Origin of the sequence: Nonomuraea harbinensis (genome assembly GCF_019396385.1) — a bacterium.
GTDB lineage: Bacteria > Actinomycetota > Actinomycetes > Streptosporangiales > Streptosporangiaceae > Nonomuraea > Nonomuraea ferruginea.
This window is the reverse complement of record NZ_JAHKRN010000033.1, coordinates 21,084-42,856: the sequence shown is the minus strand read 5'-3', so window position 1 is coordinate 42,856 and position 21,773 is coordinate 21,084. Positions and strand designations below refer to the sequence as shown.

The following is a 21,773-nucleotide window of genomic DNA, read 5'->3' as shown; positions in this document are numbered from 1 at the left end:
CGGATGTGCGGAATCGTCGCGTACGTGGGGCCGAAGGACGCGGCACCCATCCTGCTCGAAGGGCTGCAGCGGCTGGAGTACCGCGGCTACGACTCGGCCGGGATCGTCGTCTCCAGCAAAGGACTCAAGGTCCGCAAGGTCAAGGGCAGGGTCGCCGACCTGGCCAAGGTGGTGCCGGCCAGGTTCAAGGGCGCTCTCGGTATCGGCCACACCCGGTGGGCGACGCACGGCGTGCCCAGCGACGAGAACGCGCATCCGCACCTGTCGGGCGATGAGCGCATCGCGGTGGTGCACAACGGCATCATCGAGAACGCCGGGGAGCTGCGGGCCAAGCTCGTCGCCGACGGCGTGGAGTTCCGGTCCGAGACCGACACCGAGGTGCTCGCCCACCTGATCGCCGCCGCCGTCGACGAGAACGACTCCCTTGAGGAGGCCGTACGAAAGTCGCTCAAGAGCGTCGTCGGCACGTACGGGATCGCGGTGATCGACGCCGAGCGGCCGGGCGAGGTGGTCGTGGCCCGCAACGGCAGCCCGATCGTGCTCGGCATCGGCGAGAAGGAGATGTTCGCCGCCTCCGACGTGGCCGCGCTCGTCCGCTACACCCGCCAGGTGGTCCACCTGGAGGACGGCGAGCTGGCCGTGCTGCGCGCCGACGGGTTCCACACCTTCGCCAGCGACGCCCGCGAGACCGCCAAGGAGCCGCTGACCGTCGACTGGGACGCCGGTCACTACGACACCGGCGGCTACGAGCACTACCTGCTCAAGGAGATCTCCGAGCAGCCCGAGACCACCGCCCGCACGATGAGCGGCCGCCTGGACGAGCGCTTCAACGTGGCCCACCTGGGCGGGCTCAACATGAACGCCCGCGAGACCCGCTCCTTCCGCCGGGTGAAGGTCATCGGCTGCGGTTCGGCGTACTACTCCGGCCAGATCGGCGCCCAGCTGATCGAGGAGCTGGCCCGGATCCCGGCCGACGCCGAGCCCGCCAGCGAGTTCCGCTACCGCAACCCCGTCGTCGAGCAGGACACGCTCTACGTCGCCATCAGCCAGTCCGGCGAGACCTACGACACGCTCGCCGCCGTGCAGGAGCTCAAGCGCAAGGGCGGCCGGGTGATCGGCATCGTCAACGCGGTCGGCAGCGCCATCGCCCGCGAGGTCGACGGCGGCGTCTACCTGCACGCGGGCCCTGAGGTGTCGGTGGCCTCGACCAAGGCGTTCACCTCGACCGCGGTCGCGTTCGCGCTGCTCGCCCTGCACCTGGGCCGGGTGCGCGACCTGTCGCCGGCCGACGGCCGGCGCATCTGCGAGGGCCTGCGCAGGCTGCCGGGCCAGATCGAGGAGATCCTCACCCAGGGCGACAAGATCGCCGAGCTGGCGCAGAAGTACGCCAAGCACGCGAGCATGATGTTCGTCGGCCGGGTCCGCGGCTATCCGGTGGCCCGCGAGGGCGCCCAGAAGCTCAAGGAGATCTCGTACGTGCACGCCGAGGCCTATCCGGCCAGCGAGCTCAAGCACGGCCCGCTCGCGCTGATCGGCCCGGAGATGCCGACGGTGGCGGTCGTCCCCGACGACGAGCTGCTCGACAAGAACCTCACCACGCTCGGCGAGATCCGCGCCCGCGGCGGCAGCGTGCTGATGGTCGGCCACCGCGAACCGGACACCAAGCTGGCCGAGGACTGCATCGTGGTGCCCAAGAACGAGATCGAGCTGGACCCGATCCTGCTCACGATCCCGCTCCAGCTGCTGGCCTACCACGCCGCGGTGGCCCTCGGCAGGGACGTGGACAAGCCGCGCAACCTGGCCAAGAGTGTCACGGTGGAATAGCGGCAAGAGGGGGTTAGCAAACCCTTACCGTTCGGCTGGGTCATAGTCGGAATCCGGCCGGTGTCGCCCCGGGAGGGGAGCGCCTAGGGTCGAAAATGTGCCCCAGTCCGACCCCGACACTCCCAATCTCGCCCGAATGTACGACTACCTGCTCGGCGGCAAGGACAACTTCGCGGTCGACCGCGAGGCCCTGGACCGGCTGGCGGACCTGATACCGGAGGCGGTGCCGCAGGCGCGGGCCGCCAGGGAGTTCCTCCAGCGTGCGGTCCGCTACGCCGCCGCGCAGGGCGTCACCCAGTTCCTGGACGTGGGCAGCGGCCTGCCCACCCAGGGCAACGTGCACGAGGTGGTCCCGGACGCCAGGGTCGTCTACGTCGACCACGACCCGGTGGTGGCCGCGCACGGCCGCGAACTGCTGGAGGAGCAGGCCGGGGCCGTCTTCGTGGAGGCCGACCTGCTCGACCCCGCGCGGATGCTGGACGGCGCCGCCGGCTTCCTCGACCCGGCCAGGCCGGTCGGGGTGCTGCTGGTGTCGGTGCTCCACTTCGTGCCCGACAGCATGAACCCGCACGCCGTGGTCGCCCTCCTGCGGGAGGCGCTGGCGCCGGGCAGCCACCTGGCCATCGCGCACGCCACCTCGTCGGGCGACGCCCCGGCGGGCGGCACCGGCCGGGGACCGGAGGAGATCCAGGCGTTCTTCGGTGACTTCGTCATGATCGAGCCCGGTCTGGTGCAGGCCCACGAGTGGCGGCCCGACCGGCCACGCCTGGTCGGCGCCACACGGCTGCCGCTGCTGGCCGGGATGGCTTGGAAACCTTAGTAGGTGATATCCGGCATGTGTAACTCTGCGTGATCTGTAAATAACCTGAAGTGGACACTTCGGGGGAGGCGGGTCATGCGGCGCAGGCGGTTCCTCGTGACAGGCCTGGGAGTGGCCGCCTGCCTGGCCGGCTGCGGTGACCGTCACGCCGGACGCGCGCCGGGCGCGTACGAGATCCTCGGCGGCGGCGAGCGCTGGAGCCGCGTCGCCGAGGCGTTCACCCAGATGGCCCGCGGGGCCGGCTACCCGGTCGGCGGGGCCGGGCCGGTCACCACGATCACCATCACCGGGCTGCCCGCGCTCGCCGCCGCCGAGCTGAACGCGGCCGAGTCGCCCCTGCACGGCACCACCCCGCTGGCCCGGCTGGCCGGCGAGGTCGAGGTGGTGCTGGTGCCGCGGGACTCGGGTCCGGCCACCTTCGACGCGTTCGGCGCCCGCCTGCGCGCCGACCCCACGGGCACCCCGCTCGCCGGCGGGCCGCAGGGCGCCCCCGACCACCTGCTGTTCGGGCTCATCGCGCGCGGGCTCGGCGCCGACACCCGGCAGGTGGACTACACCGGCTACCCCGGCATCTCCGAGGTCGCCACCGCGCTGCTCGCCGGCCGCGCCGTCGCCGCGACGGGCCCGCTCGCCGGCTGGCGCCCGTACATCGACCGGGGCCGGGTCCGGGTGCTGGCCGTGTCCTGTGCCGAGCGGTTCCCCGGGCTGGACGCGCCCAGCCTGCTGGAGCTCGGGGTCCGGGTGGACTTCGCGAGCTGGTGCGCCGCCGTCGGTCCCGGCGGCATGCCGCAGGAGAGCCGCGAGGCGGCCATCGGCATGTGCGAGGAGGTGACCGGCTCGCCCGGCTGGCAGCGTACCTGCCGGGAGGGCGACTGGATGCCGATCCCGCTGGCCGGCGACCGCTTCGCCGCCTGGGTCGTCTCCGAGGTCCGCCGCACCAAGGCCGTGCTCCGCGATCTCGGCCTCCTCGAAAGCGGCAAGGGCACAACATGATGTGGCGGTTGCGAAAGCAGCCACTAGATGTAGGATCTCGATCGTTCGCCGGTTCGCCCCCGCCCGGGGCGGAGCAAAAGGGAACCCGGTGCGATTCCGGGGCTGCCCCGCAGCGGTGAGCGGGAACGACCGCCGTCAACGAGCACTGGAGAGATCCGGGAAGCGACGGCCAGTAGGAGAGTGCGAGACGCCCGCGAGCCCGAAGACCTGCCGGCGATGGACCATGTCCAGGGCCTCGAGGGAGGGCCCGGGGGCCTAGCGGCGTGCGCCGCCGTGCTCTCGCGCGCCCTCACGGGGATGAGCTCGCGAGGAGAGAGCACGTGACACAGATCGTCGAGGGTGATCGGCGCCTGGCCATCGAGGAGGCCGCGGCCCGGGTGATCGCCGACCCGGCGAACTCGCGGGTGGCCGCCGGGCTGCTCGCCGAGGAGATCGCCGACGAGGCGGCCGCGCACGGGGTGCGTTCGTTCTCCGGCTCGATCGCCGCCACCCACGCGGCGGGGCTGATCCAGGACGGCCTGGCGGAGTTCGTCGCCGCGCACGCCGCCGAGCTGGACGCGCTCGTCTCGGACGCCGCCGACGAGCGGTTCGAGTACTTCGGGCTGCGCACCGTCTACGACCGCTACCTGCTGCGCCACCCGGTCACCCGGACCGTGCTGGAGCGGCCCCAGCACTTCTTCCTGCGGGTCGCCTGCGGGCTGTCGGAGACCGTCGCGGAGGCCGCCGAGCTCTACCGGCTGATGGCGACGCTGTCCTACCTGCCCAGCTCGCCGACCCTGTTCAACGCGGGCGCGCGCCGCCCGCAGCTCTCGTCGTGCTTCCTGCTCGACTCGCCGCGCGACGAGCTGGAGGCGATCTACGACCGGTACGCGCAGGTCGCCCGGCTGTCGAAGTACGCGGGCGGCATCGGCATCTCGTGGACCCGGGTCCGCTCGCGCGGCTCGCTCATCCGGGGCACCAACGGCCACTCCAACGGCATCGTGCCGTGGCTGCGCACCCTCGACGCCTCGGTAGCGGCGGTCAACCAGGGCGGCCGGCGCAAGGGCGCGGCCTGCGTCTACCTGGAGACCTGGCACGCCGACATCGAGGAGTTCCTGGAGCTGCGCGACAACACCGGAGAGGACACCCGCCGCACCCACAACCTCAACCTGGCCAACTGGGTGCCGGACGAGTTCATGCGCCGCGTCGAGGCCGGTGAGGACTGGTCGCTGTTCGACCCCAAGGACGTCCCCGACCTGCCCGACCTGCACGGCGAGGCGTTCACCCGCGCCTACCGGGCCTACGAGGCCGAGGGCCGGCACACCCGGCGGATCCCGGCCAGGACCCTGTACGGGCGGATGATGCGGACGCTCGCGCAGACCGGCAACGGCTGGATGACGTTCAAGGACACGGCCAACCGCACCTCCAACCAGACCGCCCGGCCGGAGAACGTCATCCACCTGTCCAACCTGTGCACCGAGATCCTGGAGGTCACCAGCGACGCCGAGACCGCGGTGTGCAACCTCGGCTCGGTCAACCTCGCCGCCCACCTGGACGGGCGCGACGGCCTCGACTGGGAGCGGCTGCGCGCCACCGTCCGGACGGCCGTGCGCTTCCTCGACCGCACCATCGACCTCGGCTTCTACCCGACGCCCGAGGCCGGGGCGGCCAACCGGCGCTGGCGGCCGATCGGGCTCGGCGTGATGGGGCTGGCCGACGTGTTCTTCGCGCTCCGCCTCCCGTTCGACTCGCCGCGGGCGCTGGAGCTGTCCACCCGCATCGCCGAGGAGATCGCGCTGGCGGCCTACGACACCTCGGCCGACCTGGCCGCCGAACGCGGGCGGCATCCCTCGTACGACGACACCCGCGCCGCGGCGGGCGTGCTGCACCCCGACCACTACGCCGCCGCCGCCTCGCCGCGCTGGGACGCGCTCCGCGAGAAGATCGCCGCCACCGGGCTGCGCAACTCGCTCATGATCGCCATCGCGCCGACGGCCACCATCGCGTCCATCGCCGGCTGCTACGAGTGCATCGAGCCGCAGGTGTCCAACGTGTTCAAGCGCGAGACGCTGTCCGGCGAGTTCCTCCAGGTCAACCGCTATCTGGTGGCCGACCTGCGGGAACGCGGGCTGTGGACGCAGGCGACGCGCGACGGGCTGAAGCGCGCCGACGGGTCCGTGCAGCACCTGCCGGGCATCCCCGACGACCTCAAGCTGCTCTACCGCACCGCCTGGGAGCTGCCGCAGAAGGCGCTCATCGACCTGGCCGCCGCCCGCCAGCCGTACGTCGACCAGGGCCAGTCGCTCAACCTGTTCATGGCCGCCCCCACCATCGGCAAGCTCTCGTCGATGTACGCCTACGCGTGGAAGCAGGGCCTGAAGACCACCTACTACCTGCGTTCCCGCCCGGCCACCCGCATCGCGCAGACCACCGTCCAGCCGGCCGCCGCCGTCGAGCAGGTGGCCTGCTCGCTGGAGAACCCCGACGTCTGCGAAGCCTGCCAGTAAGGAGATCCCCTCATGCTTCTCGATCCCGGAATGGACCTCACCCTGCGCCCGATGCGCTACCCGGACTTCTACGAGCGCTACCGGGCCGCCATCCGCAACACCTGGACGGTGGAGGAGGTCGACCTGCACTCCGACGTGGCCGACCTGGCCAGGATGACCGCCCAGGAACGGCACCTGATCAACCGGCTGGTCGCGTTCTTCGCCACCGGTGACTCGATCGTCGCCAACAACCTGGTGCTCAACCTCTACCAGCACGTCAACGCCCCCGAGGCCCGGCTCTACCTGAGCAGGCAGCTGTTCGAGGAGGCGGTGCACGTGCAGTTCTACCTGACGCTGCTCGACACCTACCTGCCCGACCCGGACGAGCGGGTCAAGGCGTTCGCCGCGATCGAGCACATCCCGTCGATCCGCGACAAGGCCGAGTTCTGCTTCCGGTGGATCGACTCCATCGGCGACCTGCGGAGTCTGGAGAACGCGGGCGACCGGCGGCGGTTCCTGCTCAACCTCATCTGCTTCGCCGCCTGCATCGAGGGCCTGTTCTTCTACGGCGCCTTCGCGTACGTGTACTGGTTCCGCTCCCGCGGCCTGCTCAGCGGGCTGGCCACCGGGACGAACTGGGTGTTCCGCGACGAGTCCATGCACATGGAGTTCGCGTTCAGCGTCGTCGACACCGTCCGCGCCGAGGAGCCCGAGCTGTTCGACGAGGAGCTGGGCGAGCAGGTCGGCCGCATGCTGGAGGAGGCGGTCGCCGCCGAGCTGGCCTTCGCCCGTGACCTGTGCGGCGACGGCATGCCCGGGATGTCCGCCGAGCAGATGCGCGCCTACCTGGAGTACGTCGCCGACCAGCGGCTGGTCAGGCTGGGCATGCCCCGCCGCTACGGCACCGAGAACCCGTTCGCCTTCATGGAGCTCCAGGACGTGCAGGAGCTGGCCAACTTCTTCGAACGCCGGGTGTCCGCTTATCAGGTGGCGGTTGAGGGCAATGTGAGTTTTGACGAGAACTTCTGAATCTTCGGGGGGTCGCTCACGTGCAGTTCTCCAGCGCCTGGCTGAACCTGGCCGGCGCGATGATCGGGGCGGTCATCGTCCTGGAGCTGACCCGGCAGGTGCTCCTCAGGGTCGGGCGCAAGTGGACCTTCAGCAGCCGCCTGGTCAAGCACTGCCACTGGCCGGTGGTGACGACCGTCCTGCTGATGACGTTCAACATCATGTTCTATCCGCTGATGATCGGCCCTGAGCCGCAGCAGCGGGCGTTCGGCGAGTCCGTCGAGCGGGTCGTCACGCTGCTCATCATCGGCGCGGCGACCTGGCTGATCATCCAGGCGACGTACGCGTTCACGGACGTCGCCCTGGAGCGCCTGGACCTCGTGGAGGGGGAGCGCAACCGGCGGGCCCGCCGCATCAAGACGCAGATCACGCTGGTGCGCCGGGTCGCCACCGCGACCGTCGTGGTGATCGCGTTCGGCGCGATGCTGTTCACCTTCCCGCAGGTGCGGGCGCTGGGCGCGGGTCTGCTCGCGTCCGCGGGCATCGCCGGCGCGGTCGTCGGCATCGCCGCCCAGCCGACGCTCGGCAACATGCTCGCCGGGCTGCAGCTCGCCTTCAGCGACGCGCTGCGCCTGGACGACGTCGTCGTGGTGCAGGAGGAATGGGGCAGGATCGAGGAGCTCACGCTCACCTACGTCGTGGTGCGGCTGTGGGACGAGCGGCGCCTGGTCCTGCCTGTCTCCTACTTCACGCAGAACCCGTTCGAGAACTGGACCCGGCACGGCAGCCGGGTCCTCGCCGTCGTCTACCTGCGCGTCGACTGGTCGGTGCCGGTCGAGAAGCTGCGTGAGGAGCTCTACCGCTACCTGCAGACCAACCCGCTGTGGGACCAGAAGGACTGGACCCTCCAGGTCACCGACATCCAGCTGAACGGCCTGGTCGAGCTGCGCGCGCTGATGAGCGCCGCGGACTCGGCCTCCGCGTGGGACCTCAAGTGCGACGTGCGCGAGCAGCTCATCACGTACGTGCGCGAGAACCATCCCGAGGCCATGCCCCGCTTCCGCGTCGAGTCGCCCGAGACCCGGGCGGGCGTCCCCTGGCCCGGCGAGCCCGGCTCGCCGTAAAACCGCTGGCGCTCCGGCCGATCATCGGTCTAGCGTTGACAGCGTCAAGACCGAGGAGAAAGGGGGCGAGCAGTGACCGGCCTGAAGCGCGAACCGCTTGCCCCGTCTCCCGGCGCCTGCCCGGCATCCGGCTGACCCGACCCGGCCGCCGGGGTTCACAGGCGGTTCTTCACCACCCGAGTGTGGGGCAGCTTGGCAGCCCGCCTGCCTTGGGAGCAGGAGCGTCGCAGGTTCGAATCCTGCCACTCGGACACCGGCCCTGAAAGAAGAGGGCCGCGGGCACTGATCTGGACCGGCGGGAGTGGCGACCCCCGGCCGGACACGGCCCTCCGCCCCGGGCACGGCCCACGCCAGCCCGGCCCGGGGCCCACCTCTCTTAACCCTGCAGCAGTCCGGCCAGCTTCTCCGCCACCTCGTCGGGCGATCCGGAGCCGTCGACCACCAGGTCAGGGTGCTCCGGCGGTTCGTAGGCCTGGCCGAGGCCGGTCATGTTGGGCAGCCTGCCGGCCTTCGCCTGGGCGTACAGGCCCTTCGGGTCCCGGCTCGCGCACACCTCGGGCGGGGTGTCCACCCAGACCTCGGCGAAGTCGCCCGGCGGGAACAGGCTCCGCGCCGCCGCCCGGTCCGTCCGGAAGGGCGAGACCAGCGCGACGATCACGATCAGCCCGGCGTCCAGCAGGATGCGGGTCAGCTCGGCGACCCGGCGCACGTTCTCCGCCCGGTCTCCCGGGGTGAACCCGAGGTCTCTGTTGAGTCCGCTGCGGACGTTGTCGCCGTCGAGCACGTACGTGTGCAGCCCCATGGCGTGGAGCCGCCGCTCCAGCGCGTTGGCGATGGTCGACTTCCCGGACCCCGGCAGCCCGGTCAGCCACAGCACCTTGGCCCGCTGCCCCTTCAGCTCCTGCCTGGCGTCGCGGTCGACGGTGAAGGTCTGCCGGACGACGTTGCGGCCGCGCCGCAGCGCGTGCCGGACCATGCCGGCCGCCACCGTCTCCTTGCTGACCCGGTCCACGAGCAGGAAGCTGCCGGTGTCCCGGCACTCCTGGTAACCGTCCAGGCAGAGAGGGGTGTCGGTGGCCAGCTCGACCGTGCCGATGTCGTTGAGGCCGAGGGTGCGCGCGGCGAGCCGCTTGCCGGACACCACCTCCATCCGGCCGCGCACGGCCGTGACCGTGGCGGGCACGGTCCGCGGCCCGGCCAGCATCAGATAGGAGCGGCCGTGCCGCAGCGGCTCCTCGGCGGTCCAGATCAGGGTGGCGGAGTACGCCGTGGCCGGGGACAGTCCGTCGCCCAGGGCTTCCGGCGTGGTCAGCAGGTCCCCGCGCCGGACGTCGACGTCGTCGGCCAGCGTCACCGTCACCGGGGTGCCGGGGGCGGCCTGGTCGAGGTCGCCGCCGCCGGGGCCGATCAGCCGGTCGATCCTGGACGCGACCCCGCTGCCGGCGACCGCGACGGCGTCGCCCCGCCGGACGGGGGCGCCGATCACCGTGCCCGCGAAACCGCGGAAGTCGTCCGCCCGGATCACGTACTGGACGGGCAGCCGGTAGCCGCCGGCGTCGTCCGCCCGCGACCCCTCGGCCGGCTCCCACTCCGACAGCGCGCCGAGCAGCGTCGGCCCGTCGTACCAGGGCAGGTTCGGCGAGGGCTCGACCACGTTGTCGCCCTGGACGGCGCTGGCCGGGATCACGCTCGCCGCCATGTCGAGGCCGTTCGCCGCCGCCAGGACCTCGCTCGCGAGCTTCTCGAACACCGCCTGGTCGTAGTCCACCGCGTCGAGCTTGTTCGCCACCGCGATGACCGCCCGCACACCCATCAACGCGCAGATCGCCAGGTGTCTGTGGGTCTGCTCGCGGACCCCCTTGGTGGCGTCGACGAGTAACACGGCGACGTCCGCGGTGGACGCCGCGACCGCCATGTTGCGGGTGTACTGCTCGTGTCCCGGCGCGTCGGCGATGATCACCCGGCGCCCGGACGGCAGGTCCAGGAAACGGTGGGCGACGTCGATGGTGATGCCCTGCTCGTGCTCCGCCTCCAGCCCGTCGGTCAGCAGTGAGTAGTCCACCGCGCCCGCCGCGATCGTGGAACCGCCGCGCCTGGTCCGCCGCGCGTAGTCGAGCTGGTCGTCGGTGGCGCCGCCGGTGCCGGCGAGCAGCCGGCCGATGAGGGTGGACTTGCCGTCGTCGACCGAGCCGCACGCGACCACTCGAAGCATGGAGATCATCAGAAGTATCCCTCCGACTTCTTGCTCTCGATGGAGGTGCCGCCCTCACCGTCGATGAGCCGGCCGGCGCGTTCGGACCTGCGGTCGCGTCTCATCTCGTCGATGACCTCGTCGACGGTCGCCGCCTTCGACTCGACCGCCGCGGACAGCGGGTAGCAGCCGAGTGTGCGGAACCGTACGTGGCGCAGTCGCGGCTCTTCGCCGGGCTCCAGCGGTAAGCGCTCGTCGTCCACCATGATCAACGAGCCGTTCCGCTCGACGACCGGGCGGGGTGCGGTGAAGTACAGCGGCACCACGGGGATGTCCTCTCGCTTGATGTAGCGCCAGACGTCCAGCTCCGTCCAGTTCGACAGGGGGAACACCCGCATCGTCTGGCCCTCCGCCAGCTCGGTGTTCGCCCGCCACCAGAACTCCGGACGCTGCGAGCGCGGCTCCCAGCGATGACCGGGCTCACGCAGCGAGAAGATCCTCTCCTTGGCCCGTGACCGCTCCTCGTCGCGTCGCGCGCCGCCGATCGCGGCGTCGAACCCGCCGTCGTCGAGCGCCCGGCGCAGCGTGACGGTCTTCATGATCCGCGTGTACTCGTGAGCGCCGTGGGTGAACGGCGTGGCTCCCTCGGGGTTGGTGTGCACCCGCAGGTCGAGCCCCAGCCGCTCGGCCGTCTCGTCCCGGAAGGCGATCATCTCGCGGAATTTCCAGCCGGTGTCGACGTGCACCACGGGGAACGGCATCCGGCCCGGCGCGAACGCCTTCATCGCCAGGTGCAGCAGCACCGAGGAGTCCTTGCCGATCGAGTACAGCAGCACCGGGCGGCGGAACGCGCCGGCGACCTCGCGCAGCACATGGATCGCCTCGGCTTCGAGCATGTCCAGGACGTCTTCTCCGGCCATGTGCAGACCCTCCGTCGTCGCTGTGCCAGATAGACCGTCTTCGCGGCCGTACGTGTCTATAGTAACCTATAAATAGGTGATATCGGGTTACTCGGTCTCACGCAAGACCCGGACCGGCCGAGCGGAGGAGAGGTCATCAACTTCCCAGGACGCGCGGCCGGAAACGCTACGAACAACCAGATCGGCGGTGTGGCGGATGAACGCTCGTGGCAAGCGGAACGGCTCTTTGACCGTCGAAGAGCTGTCCAAGAAGACCTGGAACGACTTCGAGACGGTTCTCGGCGCCAACGGAGGCGCCCGGGGGTGCTGGTGCATGCACTGGCGGCTCTCCATCGCGGAGTGGACGGAAGGAAAGGGCGAAGGGAACAAGAAGGCCATGAGCCGTCTCGCCCAGCGGAAACCGGTGCCGGGCGTCATCGTCTACGACGACGGCGCGCCGGTGGCGTGGTGCTCACTCGGGCCGCGCTCCGCGTTCCCGAGGCTCGAACGCTCGCCGCTCCTGTCGAGCGTCGACGACGAGCCGGTCTGCGCGCTCGCGTGCGTCTTCGTCCACAAGAAGCATCGTGGCTCCGGGCTGCTGCCGGGCATCCTCGAAGCCGTCTGCGCGTACGCGGCGTCCGAGGGTTACTCGACCGCCGAGGGGTATCCGGTCGAGCCTCCCGAGGGGAAACGCGCGGGCTCGGACACGGCGATGACGGGGATAGCCAGCGCCTTCCTCAAGGCCGGGTTCTCCGAGGTGGCTCGCCCGCGCAAGGACCGGCCGATCATGCGGCGGCAGCTCACCTGATCCCTGGGAAGGCGCGCCGGTCAGGGCGTCCGGCCCTGACGGTGGCGGCGCGCCTTCTCCCGGTTCCCGCAGATGCTCATGTTGCACCAGCGGCGGCGTCCGCCCCGCGAGGAATCCAGGAACAGCCAGCCGCACCTCCCGCAGGCCCTGACGCGGCCGGACGGAAGGGTGAACACCGCGTGGACCGCCAGCAGCGACAGGACGGCCGGAATCGCTCCCGGCGCCGTCCAGTCCGCGGTGAACCGGTCGAGCGCGGCGTCGATCCGCTGCACCTGGTCGGCTCCCACGCCCTTTCCGGCCCGTTCGAGAAGCGCGCCGAAGGGCCCGGCCGGCGCCGCCTCGCCGCGCGCGATCGCGCTGAACACGGCCCACGCCTGTTCCCGGACGGACTGGACCTCGGGTACGAGATCCTTGGCGGACGCCTCCGGCAAGGGCGGCGTCTCCTCGAACAGCCCGGCGGAAGCGCACCACGTCAGGACGTCCGAGGGCGTGTTCAGCAGCTCGCCGTCCTCCGCCGGGTGGTTGCGGTCGAAGACGGTGTTCGTGAGGTCCAGGACCGGGTGGCCGCCGACGAAGTGGGCGTCCTGCCAGGGAGACTGGGCCTTGATAGCTAGAGTAACCATTACGTCTAGTTTAAATGGTTACGCGGCCCTTGGCTAGGCGTCAGGCCGGAGCCGTGGCCTCCCCCTGGAAACGCTTCCGGAGAAGGACGGTCGCGACGATCGCCCCCACCGCGAAGACGACCGAGCACCAGAGCGCCCAGCGCCAGCCGTCGACGGCTCCGCCGGAGGCCGCGGCGAAGTGGGCCGCCACCGAGGTGACGACTCCCACCCCCACGGCCAGTCCCAGCTGCTGGGAGACGTTGAGCAGCGCGCCGGCCGTGGCCCGCCGCCCCTCCTCGGCGCCGTTCGTGCCGGCGATACTCGTCGTGACCAGGGCGATGATGTGGCCGAACGCGTTCACGGAGGTGCCGATCAGGACGAGGGCGAACCCGTAGCCTTCCGGCAGGCCCACCATGATGAGAATGCCGGCCGTCTCGATGACGATCCCGCACAGGAGGACCCGGTAGAGCCCGAAGCGCTCGACGTACCTGCCCGCGTAGATTCCGACGACGATGGCGATCGCGCCCGAGACCGCGAACGTGAGGCCGGTCTGGAGCGCGCCCAGACCGAGATGCGTCTGCAGATAGAGCGTGAGGACGAAGAGCATTCCCCCGTAGGAGCAGATCAGCAGGACATTGACCAGGTTGGCCGCGCCGATGGCGGCCGTGCGGAAGATGGAGATCGGCACGAGGGCGTTGTCCTTGCGGGACTCCACCCAGACGAAGAGGGCGACGGCCGGCACCGCGACCGCCGCGCAGGCGAGGATCGGGACCGACGACCAGCCGTACTTCTCCCCTTCGGTGAGGGCGAACACGAACGCGACCATGCCCACGGTCGCCAGGACGACGCCGGTGAGGTCGAGGTGGCGCGACGCGTGCCTGTCCCGGCTCTCCTCAAGATGCGCTCTGGCCAGCAGGCCGAACGCCACGACGATGGGCACGTTGATCAGGAAGACGGACCTCCATCCGGCGAACTCGGTGAGGACGCCCCCGAGGACCATGCCCGAGACGAATCCCGCCGACAGCGCCGACCCGTAGATGCCGAGGGCGCGCTCCCGTGGCGGTCCTTCCGGGATGGCCGCCTGGAGCAGCCCCAGACCCGCCGGAGCGATGAACGCGGCGGCGACCCCCTGCAGGGCGCGGCCCGCGATGAGAGCCGCCGGCGACCAGGCGAGGCCCGCCAGCAGCGAGGCGAGCAGGAATCCGGCCAGGCTCCAGATGAACACCCGCTTTCTTCCGTACAGATCGGCGATCCTCCCCCCGAGAAGGAGGAAGCCGCAGAAGGCGAGCGGATAGGCGGAAAGAACCCACGCGACGCCTCCACCGGAGGAGAAGTCCATGGATTCGCGGATGCTCGGAGCCGCGACATTGATGATCGAATAGTCGAGGGCGACCAGGAACTGGGTGCCGCAGATGACCGTGAGCTGCCAGAGATGCCGGGACCGGAAGGTGCTCTCATCCCTTCCGGCCGTGCGCGCCGATGCTTCCTTCATGGCGTATCCCCTCTGCTTCTGTCGACTGCGGGTCCGGATGTCTCCGCTGCGGTCCCGGCGCGTGGGCGCGGTGCTCCGCGTGGCGGCGACCGCCGTGCGGATGGGCGTCCGCGAGCGTGCCGGGGCCGAGGAACATGCGGTGGAGATGCGTCACGGCGTTGAGCACGTCGTGCTCGGCGCAGGTGATGGAGATGCGCCGGGCGCGGACGATCACGTCCGTCACGGTGACGCCGCGGGCCTTGAGCGCGTCCACGAGGAGCCGCACCTGCGGATGGTGGGCACAGAAACCGCAGCCCACCAGCGACACCTTCGCCATGGGGCCGGACCAGTGGCATCCGGTGAAGGCGTCGGCCGCGCGCAGGCCGGCGAGCGCCTCGTCCACCTTGTCCCGGTCGGCGGCGTTCACGATGAACCCCAGCGAACCGGCGGAGGCGTCGGCGGCCGGCTGGCCGAGCATGTCCACCGGCGGCATCGGATCGGCCAGCGCGGCGGCGATCGTGGTCAGGGCGCCGGGGTCGACCCCGTCGAGCCGGCAGCGGAGCTGACCGGTCCGGTGCGCCACGCCGACGGCGGTGAACCGCTCCCCGTCGAGCGGGGCGGCCGAGCGGAAGCCGGTCACCCAGGTGCCGGCGGCCTCGGTCGTGCTGGACCGGACGTGCACGGGAACGCGATGGGCGCCGGCGTACTCCACGCTGGGATGCGCGAGCACCGTGGCGCCGCAGGCGGCCAGTTCGGCCATGTCCTCGTAGAAGAGGCGGTCCACCTTGCGGGCGTCGGCGACGTGTCGCGGGTCGGCGGTGAACACGCCTTCGACGTCGGTGAAGATCTCGCACACCCTGGCCCGTAACGCCGCCGCCAGGGCGACGGCGGTGGTGTCGGAGCCGCCCCGGCTCAGGGTGGTGAGCTCGCCGTTGTCGGCGGACAGGCCCTGGAAGCCGGAGACGACGGGGACGTGGCCGTCCTGGACGCATTCGCGGATGCGTACGGGATCGACGTTGACGATACGCGCGCGGCCGTGCACTCCGTCGGTGATGATGCCGCAGTCGTGCGCGCTGAACGAGCGGGCGGGCACGCCCAGCTCGTGCAGCGCTATGGCGAGCGCGGCGGCGGAGGCCTGTTCACCGGTACTGAGCAGGAGGTCCAGCTCCCGGGCGTGCGGCGTGTCGGTGAGGTCCCGGGCCAGCTCGATCATGGAGTTGGTGGTGCGGCCCATCGCGGAGACCACGGCGACCACGGACCCGTCCGCGGCGGCGATGCGCCGCGCCACGCGACGGATCTTGCCCGCGTCACCCAGTGATGTTCCGCCGTACTTCTGTATCACCAGGTCCATTGGTTTCCTCTTCCTGCGCCACGACGATCGTCATCGCGTCTCCCGGCTTTCGCGTCGCAACTGGTCCGGTGTGCCGAGGCGGACCGATTCGGCCGCGGCCCGCCGGTAGTACAGCTGGGCGTCGTCGTCGGACCGCATGCCCGCGGCGCCGTGGACCTGCATGGTCCGCGTCGTGACGGTGCGGGCCAGGTCCGACGCCGCCGCGAGGTCGGCCGCCGCGTGCGCCGCCGCGTCGCGGTCGTGCACCAGCAGGCGCGTCGCGTCGATGTGCATCGACAGCTCGGCCAGCCGGAACGCCAGGCCCTGGAACTTGCCGATGGGCTGGCCGAACTGGCGGCGGGTCTTCGCGTAGCCGACGGCGTGGTCGAGCGCCGCCTGGGCCAGACCCACCAGGTACGCGGCCTGGCGGACCCGTGCGCGGGCCAGCGCCGCCTCCCACCGGGTGGGGTCGGCCCACGCGGTCACGGGGGCGCCGTCGAAGACGACCTCGTACGCCTCGCCCCGGCCCGTCTCCTCGTACCGGCGCGTCGTGATGGCGGGATGGCCGGCGGGCACGAGCGCCAGGCGCGGTCCGGCGCCGCCCAGGAGGAAGTGGTCCACCTCCGCGGCGAACCCGACGAAGGTCCGCCGCGCGGAGACCACGCCGTCCTGCTCGGACAGCGGCTCGTCCGCCACCGCCAGCGCCACCGGGGACCGGCCGATGTGGTCGTCCCCGAGCAGTTCCCGCGCGGTGAGCGTGTCGAGCAGCGGGCCCTGGTACAGCACGGACCCGAGGAGCTCGGCCAGCCGCACGGCGTCGGGGCCGGACGCGTCGAGCGCGCCGAGCTCGGCCAGCCCCTGCCACACCATCGCGCGGGTCTCCCGGCTGTCGTCGTCGTCCCAGCCCTCCGCGCGCGGCCGGTCGGCCATCCGCCGTACCAGCGGGGCCAGTTCCTCGTCGAAGAAGTCGGCGATCATCGTGGTCATGACGGCAACCCCAGTTTCGATGTGGCGACGAAGAAGAGCATGATCTCCGAGGAACCCTGGGCGAGCGTGAGCCCCGGCGCCTCCCGGAACGCGGCGTCCAGGACGCCGTCGGCGATCGCGTCGGGATCGCGTGCGTCCAGCAGCGCCCGCGGCCCGAGGATCTCGACCGCCGCCACCGACACCTCCTTGGCCGTCTCCGACGTGTACCATTTCGCGGTCGCCGAGTGGACCTCGTCGGGCCGGCCCTCGTGCAGGTTGGCCACGCACCGCCAGGCCAGGAGCCGGGCCGCGCGCACCCGCGTGTCCAGTTCGACGAGCCGCTGCTCGCACCCCGGGGGGGCGTGCTCGCGCAGCGCGGCCAGCGTGCGTTCCGCCTTGGCGGAGTGGTCGAGCCCGGTGCGCTCCAGCGGGAGCACCTTGCCCAGCACCTGCCAGCCGTCGTCGGCCTCGCCGAGCACGTCCTCGGGCCCGATCCGGATCCCGTCGAGCGTCACTAGGTCGAAGCGTTCCTCGGACAGGTTCCACACCGGCTCGATGACCACGCCCATGGACTGCAGCGGCACCAGGAACAGCGTGATGCCGGCGAAGTTCACCGGCCCGGTCGACGTGCGGGCCGCGCACAGCGCGAAGTCACTGTGCTGCGCCTTCATGTTGTAGATCTTCCGGCCGTGCAGGCGCCAGCCGTCGCCGTCGGGTTCGGCGCGCGTGGTCAGTGACGCCAGGTCGGACCCGATGTCCGGCTCGCTGAAGAGCACGTTGGCCGTGATCTCGCCGCGTGCGAGTCCCGGCAGGAACCGCTCCTTCTGCTCCTCGGTGCCGAACAGGTGGATGGCGTTCCCGACGATGTCGACGCCCAGCGAGTGCACGTTGTCGGGCACGCCGTGGCGGATCATCTCCTCGGTGAGGATCGCCTTCTCCACGATCGTGGCGTCCGCTCCGCCGTAGCGCTCGGGCCAGTTGATCGCGAGCCAGCCGAGCTTGCCCAGCCGCCGATGCACGTCGAGCAGGCCGGTCTCCTGCCCGTACGGCGTCCGCCGGGACTGCGCGATCTCCGCGCGCACCTCGTCCTCGCACAGGAGCTTGCAGACTTCTTCCCGGAAGTTGTCCTGTTCCGGCGTGAAGGCCGGGATCATCGGACACTCACCTCGCTCAATCTGTGGCGCATGGCTTCCGCCAGCGCCTCGATGTGTGGGGGTCGGAGCATGGTGTAGTGGTCGCCCGGCACCACCTGGATCTCGTCGGCGTAGGGCCGCCACCGGCTGAGCTTCTCGCTCTCGGACTTCTCGGCGCACAGCAGCACGACCCGGCTGTCCACCCGCGACGGACGGAACGTCAGGAGCGCGCGCACGTTCGCGGCGAACACCGGGAACCGCTCGGCCAGCTCGGCCTCGCCCGGTTCGGCGCCCATGGCCGCGACGTCGGAGGCGAACCACGCGCTCAGCTCGTCGTCGCCGGGACGGGACGGCGCGTCCGGGACGGCGGTGTCGAGCACGAACGTCAGCGCGACGTCGCCGTCCTGGCGTGCCATCTCCAGCGCCACCGCGCCGCCGACCGACCAGCCGCCCACGTGCAGCGGCCCGTCGGGCCGGGCCTCGCGGACCGCGGCCAGATAGGTGGCCGCGAGGTCCGCGAGCGAGCGTTCCCCGATCGCGCCGCCGTGCAGGCCGGGGTCCTCCAGGGCGCAGACCTGGCGGTCGTCGCCCAGGAGCCCGGCCAGCGCGACGTAGGGGGCCACCGATCCGCCGGCCGCGTGCACCAGGAACAGCGGCGGCTCCGTGCCCGCCGGGCCGAGCGGCACGAGCGGGGACACCGTCCGCCGGCCGGAGGGCCGCGGCCACCCTTCCGGCGGCGCGGCCTCCTGCTGGGCGAGGGCCTCCTCCCGCCGGCGCCGCAGCCGCAGGTCCAGCAGCGCGCGCCGTTTCTCCGCCAGGGCGGAGGGGTGCGACCCGGCCATCAGCTCGACTCCTTCAGCAGCCGATCGACCTCCTCTTCGGGCAGATCGGCGACCTGCGCCTCCAGCTTCGCCACCTCGTCCTCGCCGAGCAGCGCGTGCTGCGCGTCGTCGATCTGGGCGGCGAACTGGCTGAGCAGCGGGTAGCTGAACAGCCGCCGCGGGTCGAGCGTCACCTGGAAGGCGTCGCGCACCCGGGAGATCATCTGGGTCACCTGCAGGGAGTTGCCGCCGAGCAGGAAGAAGTTGTCCTGCGCGCCGACGCTGCCGGGGTCGAGGCTCAGCAGGCTCTGCCAGATCTCGGCCACCCTGCGCTGCGTCTCGGTGGTCAGCTCGGCCTGACCGGCGCCGCCGTCGGGGCGGGGGTCGGGCAGCTTCCCGTGGTCCACCTTCCCGGTCGAGGTCAGCGGGAGCTGGTCCAGCCGCACGTAGTCGGTGGGCACCATGTGCAGCGGCAGCCGCCCGCTCAGGAACTCGCGCAGCTCGTCCGGCTCGACGTCGCCGACCACGTACGCGGCCAGCCAGGCCGAGGGCGTGCCCGCGTCGCGTACGGTCACGACGCACTGCCGCACGCCGTCGAAGCTCTCGATGGCGTGCTCGATCTCGCCCAGCTCCACGCGCAGCCCGCGCAGCTTCACCTGGCGGTCGACCCGGCCCAGGAACTCCAGGTTGCCGTCACCGTTCCAGCGCACCAGGTCGCCGGTGGCGTACATGCGCTCGCCCGGGGTGGTGGCGAACGGGTCGGGCAGGAACTTCTCGGCGGTCTGGTCGGGCCGGCCGAGGTAGCCGACGGCCAGCCCGGCGCCCGCCATGTAGAGCTCCCCGGGCACGCCGACCGGCACCGGCCGCAGGCCCTTGTCCAGGACGTAGGCCCGCTGGTTGGCCATCGCCCGCCCGATGGGCGGCGTCCCTTCCAGCGGCTCCGGCGGGCACAGGTAGTCCACGCACGTCACGGTGACCTCGGTCGGCCCGTAGCCGTTGTGGAACTCCCGTCCCGGCTTGCTCCACCGGTTGACCAGGTCGGGGCCGAACGGCTCCATGCCGATGAAGCACACCCGCAGGTCGTCCAGCTCGGACGGGTCGAGCAGCCCCAGGACCGCGGGCGGGATGTCCACCATCGTCACCCGCTCGCGGGCCAGCAGCCCCTGCAGCGCCTCCGGGTCGAGCAGTTCGGAGCGCGGCGCGCCCACGATGGTCCCGCCGGCGGTCAGCGTCGAGAACACGTCCGACACGCTCACGTCGAAGGCGGGGTTGGAGAACTGCAGGATCCGGTCGTCCGGCGTCACCGAGAACATCCGCTGGAAGGTGGTGCAGAAGTTCACCACCGCCCGGTGGGGGACCATGACCCCCTTGGGGGTGCCGGTCGAGCCCGAGGTGTAGATGACGTACGCCGTGTCCTCCTGCGCCACCTGCACGGAAGGCGGCGAAACCGGCCGTCCGTCGAGCGTGTCGGAGTCCAGCAGGATCCGTTCCACCTCAGCGGGCAGGCGGTCGGCGAGATCCGACGTCGTCACCACCGCGGCCACGTCGGCGTCGCCGAGCTGGTAGGCCAGCCGCTCCGCCGGGTACTGCGGGTCGAGCGGCAGCCACGCGCCGCCCGCCTTGAGCACGCCGAGTTCGGCGGCCGGCAGGTCGAAGCCGCGTTCGAGCAGCACGCCGACCACGCGCCCCGGCGTCACCTTGAACTCCTCGACCAGCGCGTGCGCCAGCCTGCTGGACCGCTCGTCCAGCTGCGCGTAGGTCAGGTCCTCGCCCGCGAAACGCATCGCGACCGCGTCGGGCGCCTCGGCCACGCGCGCCGCGAACAGCTCGTGCAGCAGGCGCTCGTCGCGCTCACCGGGCTCGGGGTTCCACGCGGTGAGCACGCGCAGGTACTCGCTGTCGGGCATGATGTCCAGCGAGCTCGCCCGGGCGTCCGGCCGGGACAGCGCGTCGGCCATGACCGTGCTGAAATGCTCCACCAGCTGCTCGATGCGCTCGTGGTCGAACAGCTCGGAGGAGTACTCGATCCACACGCCCAGGCCGCCGTCCGGCAGGTCGTTGATCTGGAACGTGATGTCGAACCGGGTCGTCTCCGGCTGCGGGGTCAGCATCTCGACCTCGACGCCGGGCAGCCGCCAGCGCGCGATCATCGGCTCGGGCAGCAGCGTGAACAGGTGGGCGACCAGCGGGTTCCGCCCCGGCAGCCGCTCCGGCTTGAGCTCCTCCACCAGGCGGCCGAACGGCACGTCCTGGTTGGCCATCGCTTCCAGGATGTTGTCGTTGGCGGCGTGCACCAGGTCGCGGAACACCGGATCGCCCTCCAGGTTCCCGCGGACCACCACCGTGTTGGCGAAGAACCCCATCATGGGCTCGACTTCCGAGCGGGTCCGCCCGGAGAGTACCGACCCGAGCGCGATGTCCTGCTGACCGGTGTAGCGGTTCAGCAGCACCTGGTACCCGGCCATCGTCAGGGCGAGCAGGGAGACCCCCTCGGCCTGGGCCATGTCGCGGATCTTCCGCGCCAGGTCGTCGGGCAGGCGGGTCTCGTGGATGCGGCCGGCCCCGGTGGGCGCCGACGGGCGCTGCCGGTCGGTGCGCCACTCCAGCGGTTCCATCCCGTCCACCGCGGAGTGCCAGTAGTCGATCTGCTTGGCCGGTCCGTCGCTGAGCAGCCAGAGCCGCTGCCAGGCCGCGAAGTCGGCGGGCTGGAGGGTCAGCTCGGGGAACTCCGAGCCGTCCGGATCGGTGTAGCGGGCCGTCAGCTCCTCGGCGAACTGCCGCGAGGACCATCCGTCGATGACGATGTGATGCCAGACGATGGACAGCACATGCTCCTCGGGGCCCAGCCGCAGCAGGGCGAACCTGTACGGCGGGTGGTTGCGCAGGTCGAACTCCTCGCGCACCTGCCCGTCGATCCAGTCCTGGACGGACTCCTCGGTCCCGTCGGTCACCGGCAGGTCCCACGTCTCGGGCGGCGGATCGACCGTCTGGAAGGGCACGCCGTGCTCGTCGCCGAACCGGGTGCGCAGGCTCTCGTGCCGCGTGACGATGCCGCGCAGCGCCTTGGAGAGGGCGGGCACGTCGAGCGGGCCGCGCAGGCGCATCGCGAACGGCACGTTGTACACCGGTGCGCCCGCGACCATCTGGTGCAGGAACCACAGGAACCGCTGCTGCTCGGCGATGGCCATCTTGCCCGTACGCGGGACGGGGACGATCCGCTCCCGCTCGGCCTTCTCCGCCACGCGCTGGCGGACCTTCCTCTCCAGCAGGGCGCGTCTGATGTCGGCTGCGTCACGCTTGTCGGGTGTGGACATGATC

16 protein-coding genes, 1 tRNA gene and 1 riboswitch are annotated in these 21,773 nt (G+C 71.3%); of the genes, 8 read left to right on the top strand and 9 right to left on the bottom strand.

Annotated features, from left to right (window positions below; all coding sequences use genetic code 11):
- The first annotated feature begins 3 nt into the window (after positions 1–3).
- The 7 genes from glmS to KME79_RS29125 all read left to right on the top strand — a co-directional run bounded on the left by glmS (position 4) and on the right by KME79_RS29125 (position 8,485).
- The gene (gene glmS, locus KME79_RS29155; protein ID WP_219547579.1) at positions 4–1,824 is read left to right on the top strand and encodes a glutamine--fructose-6-phosphate transaminase (isomerizing); all 1,821 of its coding nucleotides are present in this window, start codon (positions 4–6) and stop codon (positions 1,822–1,824) included.
- Positions 1,825–1,921: 97 nt separating this feature from the next.
- Positions 1,922–2,644, top strand: coding sequence for an SAM-dependent methyltransferase (locus KME79_RS29150; protein WP_261808453.1), 723 nt, complete (start codon positions 1,922–1,924; stop codon positions 2,642–2,644).
- A gap of 75 nt (positions 2,645–2,719) precedes the next feature.
- On the top strand, positions 2,720–3,637 hold the full coding sequence (locus KME79_RS29145; RefSeq protein ID WP_219547577.1) for a tripartite tricarboxylate transporter substrate-binding protein: 918 nt from the start codon (positions 2,720–2,722) through the stop codon (positions 3,635–3,637).
- Between the two features lie 32 nt (positions 3,638–3,669).
- A riboswitch (cobalamin riboswitch) is annotated at positions 3,670–3,866 on the top strand.
- A 91-nt stretch (positions 3,867–3,957) separates the two neighbouring features.
- Positions 3,958–6,123: a ribonucleoside-diphosphate reductase subunit alpha gene (locus KME79_RS29140; protein ID WP_219547575.1), complete on the top strand. Its 2,166-nt coding sequence runs from the start codon at positions 3,958–3,960 to the stop codon at positions 6,121–6,123.
- 12 nt (positions 6,124–6,135) lie between these two features.
- Positions 6,136–7,131, top strand: a complete 996-nt coding sequence (locus KME79_RS29135) for a ribonucleotide-diphosphate reductase subunit beta (RefSeq protein WP_219547567.1) — start codon at positions 6,136–6,138, stop codon at positions 7,129–7,131.
- A 20-nt stretch (positions 7,132–7,151) separates the two neighbouring features.
- Positions 7,152–8,234 carry a mechanosensitive ion channel family protein gene (locus KME79_RS29130; RefSeq protein WP_308249089.1) on the top strand — a complete coding sequence of 361 codons (1,083 nt, stop codon included), beginning with the start codon at positions 7,152–7,154 and terminating at the stop codon, positions 8,232–8,234.
- 176 nt (positions 8,235–8,410) lie between these two features.
- Positions 8,411–8,485, top strand: a tRNA-Pro gene (locus tag KME79_RS29125).
- 125 nt (positions 8,486–8,610) lie between these two features.
- Here the strand turns inward: KME79_RS29125 and cysC are convergent.
- Both cysC and cysD read right to left on the bottom strand, forming a co-directional pair.
- Positions 8,611–10,446 carry an adenylyl-sulfate kinase gene (cysC, locus tag KME79_RS29120; protein ID WP_219547565.1) on the bottom strand — a complete coding sequence of 612 codons (1,836 nt, stop codon included), beginning with the start codon at positions 10,444–10,446 and terminating at the stop codon, positions 8,611–8,613.
- 8 nt (positions 10,447–10,454) lie between these two features.
- A complete protein-coding gene (cysD, locus tag KME79_RS29115) occupies positions 10,455–11,345 on the bottom strand; it encodes a sulfate adenylyltransferase subunit CysD (RefSeq protein ID WP_148030671.1) in 891 nt (296 codons plus the stop codon).
- A gap of 196 nt (positions 11,346–11,541) precedes the next feature.
- Here cysD and KME79_RS29110 point away from each other — a divergent pair, with 196 nt between their 5' ends.
- Complete coding sequence (locus KME79_RS29110) at positions 11,542–12,132, top strand: GNAT family N-acetyltransferase (protein WP_219547563.1); 591 nt, start codon at positions 11,542–11,544, stop codon at positions 12,130–12,132.
- A gap of 20 nt (positions 12,133–12,152) precedes the next feature.
- Here KME79_RS29110 and KME79_RS45435 read toward each other — a convergent pair whose 3' ends face one another.
- Genes KME79_RS45435 through KME79_RS29075 form a run of 7 tightly spaced genes read right to left on the bottom strand, consistent with a single transcriptional unit; the run spans position 12,153 to position 21,769 of the window.
- On the bottom strand, positions 12,153–12,755 hold the full coding sequence (locus KME79_RS45435) for a CGNR zinc finger domain-containing protein (RefSeq protein ID WP_246640616.1): 603 nt from the start codon (positions 12,753–12,755) through the stop codon (positions 12,153–12,155).
- Positions 12,756–12,795: 40 nt separating this feature from the next.
- Positions 12,796–14,226 (bottom strand): MFS transporter, encoded by a 1,431-nt coding sequence (locus tag KME79_RS29100; RefSeq protein ID WP_219547561.1) that lies wholly within the window; start codon positions 14,224–14,226, stop codon positions 12,796–12,798.
- Positions 14,189–15,556 (bottom strand): aspartate kinase, encoded by a 1,368-nt coding sequence (locus tag KME79_RS29095; RefSeq protein WP_148030675.1) that lies wholly within the window; start codon positions 15,554–15,556, stop codon positions 14,189–14,191. Before KME79_RS29095 ends, KME79_RS29100 begins: the two co-directional genes overlap by 38 nt.
- Positions 15,557–15,586: 30 nt before the next feature.
- Complete coding sequence (locus KME79_RS29090; protein ID WP_219547559.1) at positions 15,587–16,522, bottom strand: acyl-CoA dehydrogenase family protein; 936 nt, start codon at positions 16,520–16,522, stop codon at positions 15,587–15,589.
- Positions 16,519–17,655: an acyl-CoA dehydrogenase family protein gene (locus KME79_RS29085; protein ID WP_219547557.1), complete on the bottom strand. Its 1,137-nt coding sequence runs from the start codon at positions 17,653–17,655 to the stop codon at positions 16,519–16,521. Before KME79_RS29085 ends, KME79_RS29090 begins: the two co-directional genes overlap by 4 nt.
- A complete protein-coding gene (locus KME79_RS29080; protein ID WP_219547555.1) occupies positions 17,652–18,476 on the bottom strand; it encodes a thioesterase domain-containing protein in 825 nt (274 codons plus the stop codon). The genes KME79_RS29085 and KME79_RS29080 overlap by 4 nt, the downstream gene beginning before the upstream one ends.
- The gene (locus KME79_RS29075) at positions 18,476–21,769 is read right to left on the bottom strand and encodes a non-ribosomal peptide synthetase (RefSeq protein ID WP_219547553.1); all 3,294 of its coding nucleotides are present in this window, start codon (positions 21,767–21,769) and stop codon (positions 18,476–18,478) included. Before KME79_RS29075 ends, KME79_RS29080 begins: the two co-directional genes overlap by 1 nt.
- Between the last annotated feature and the right edge of the window lie 4 nt (positions 21,770–21,773).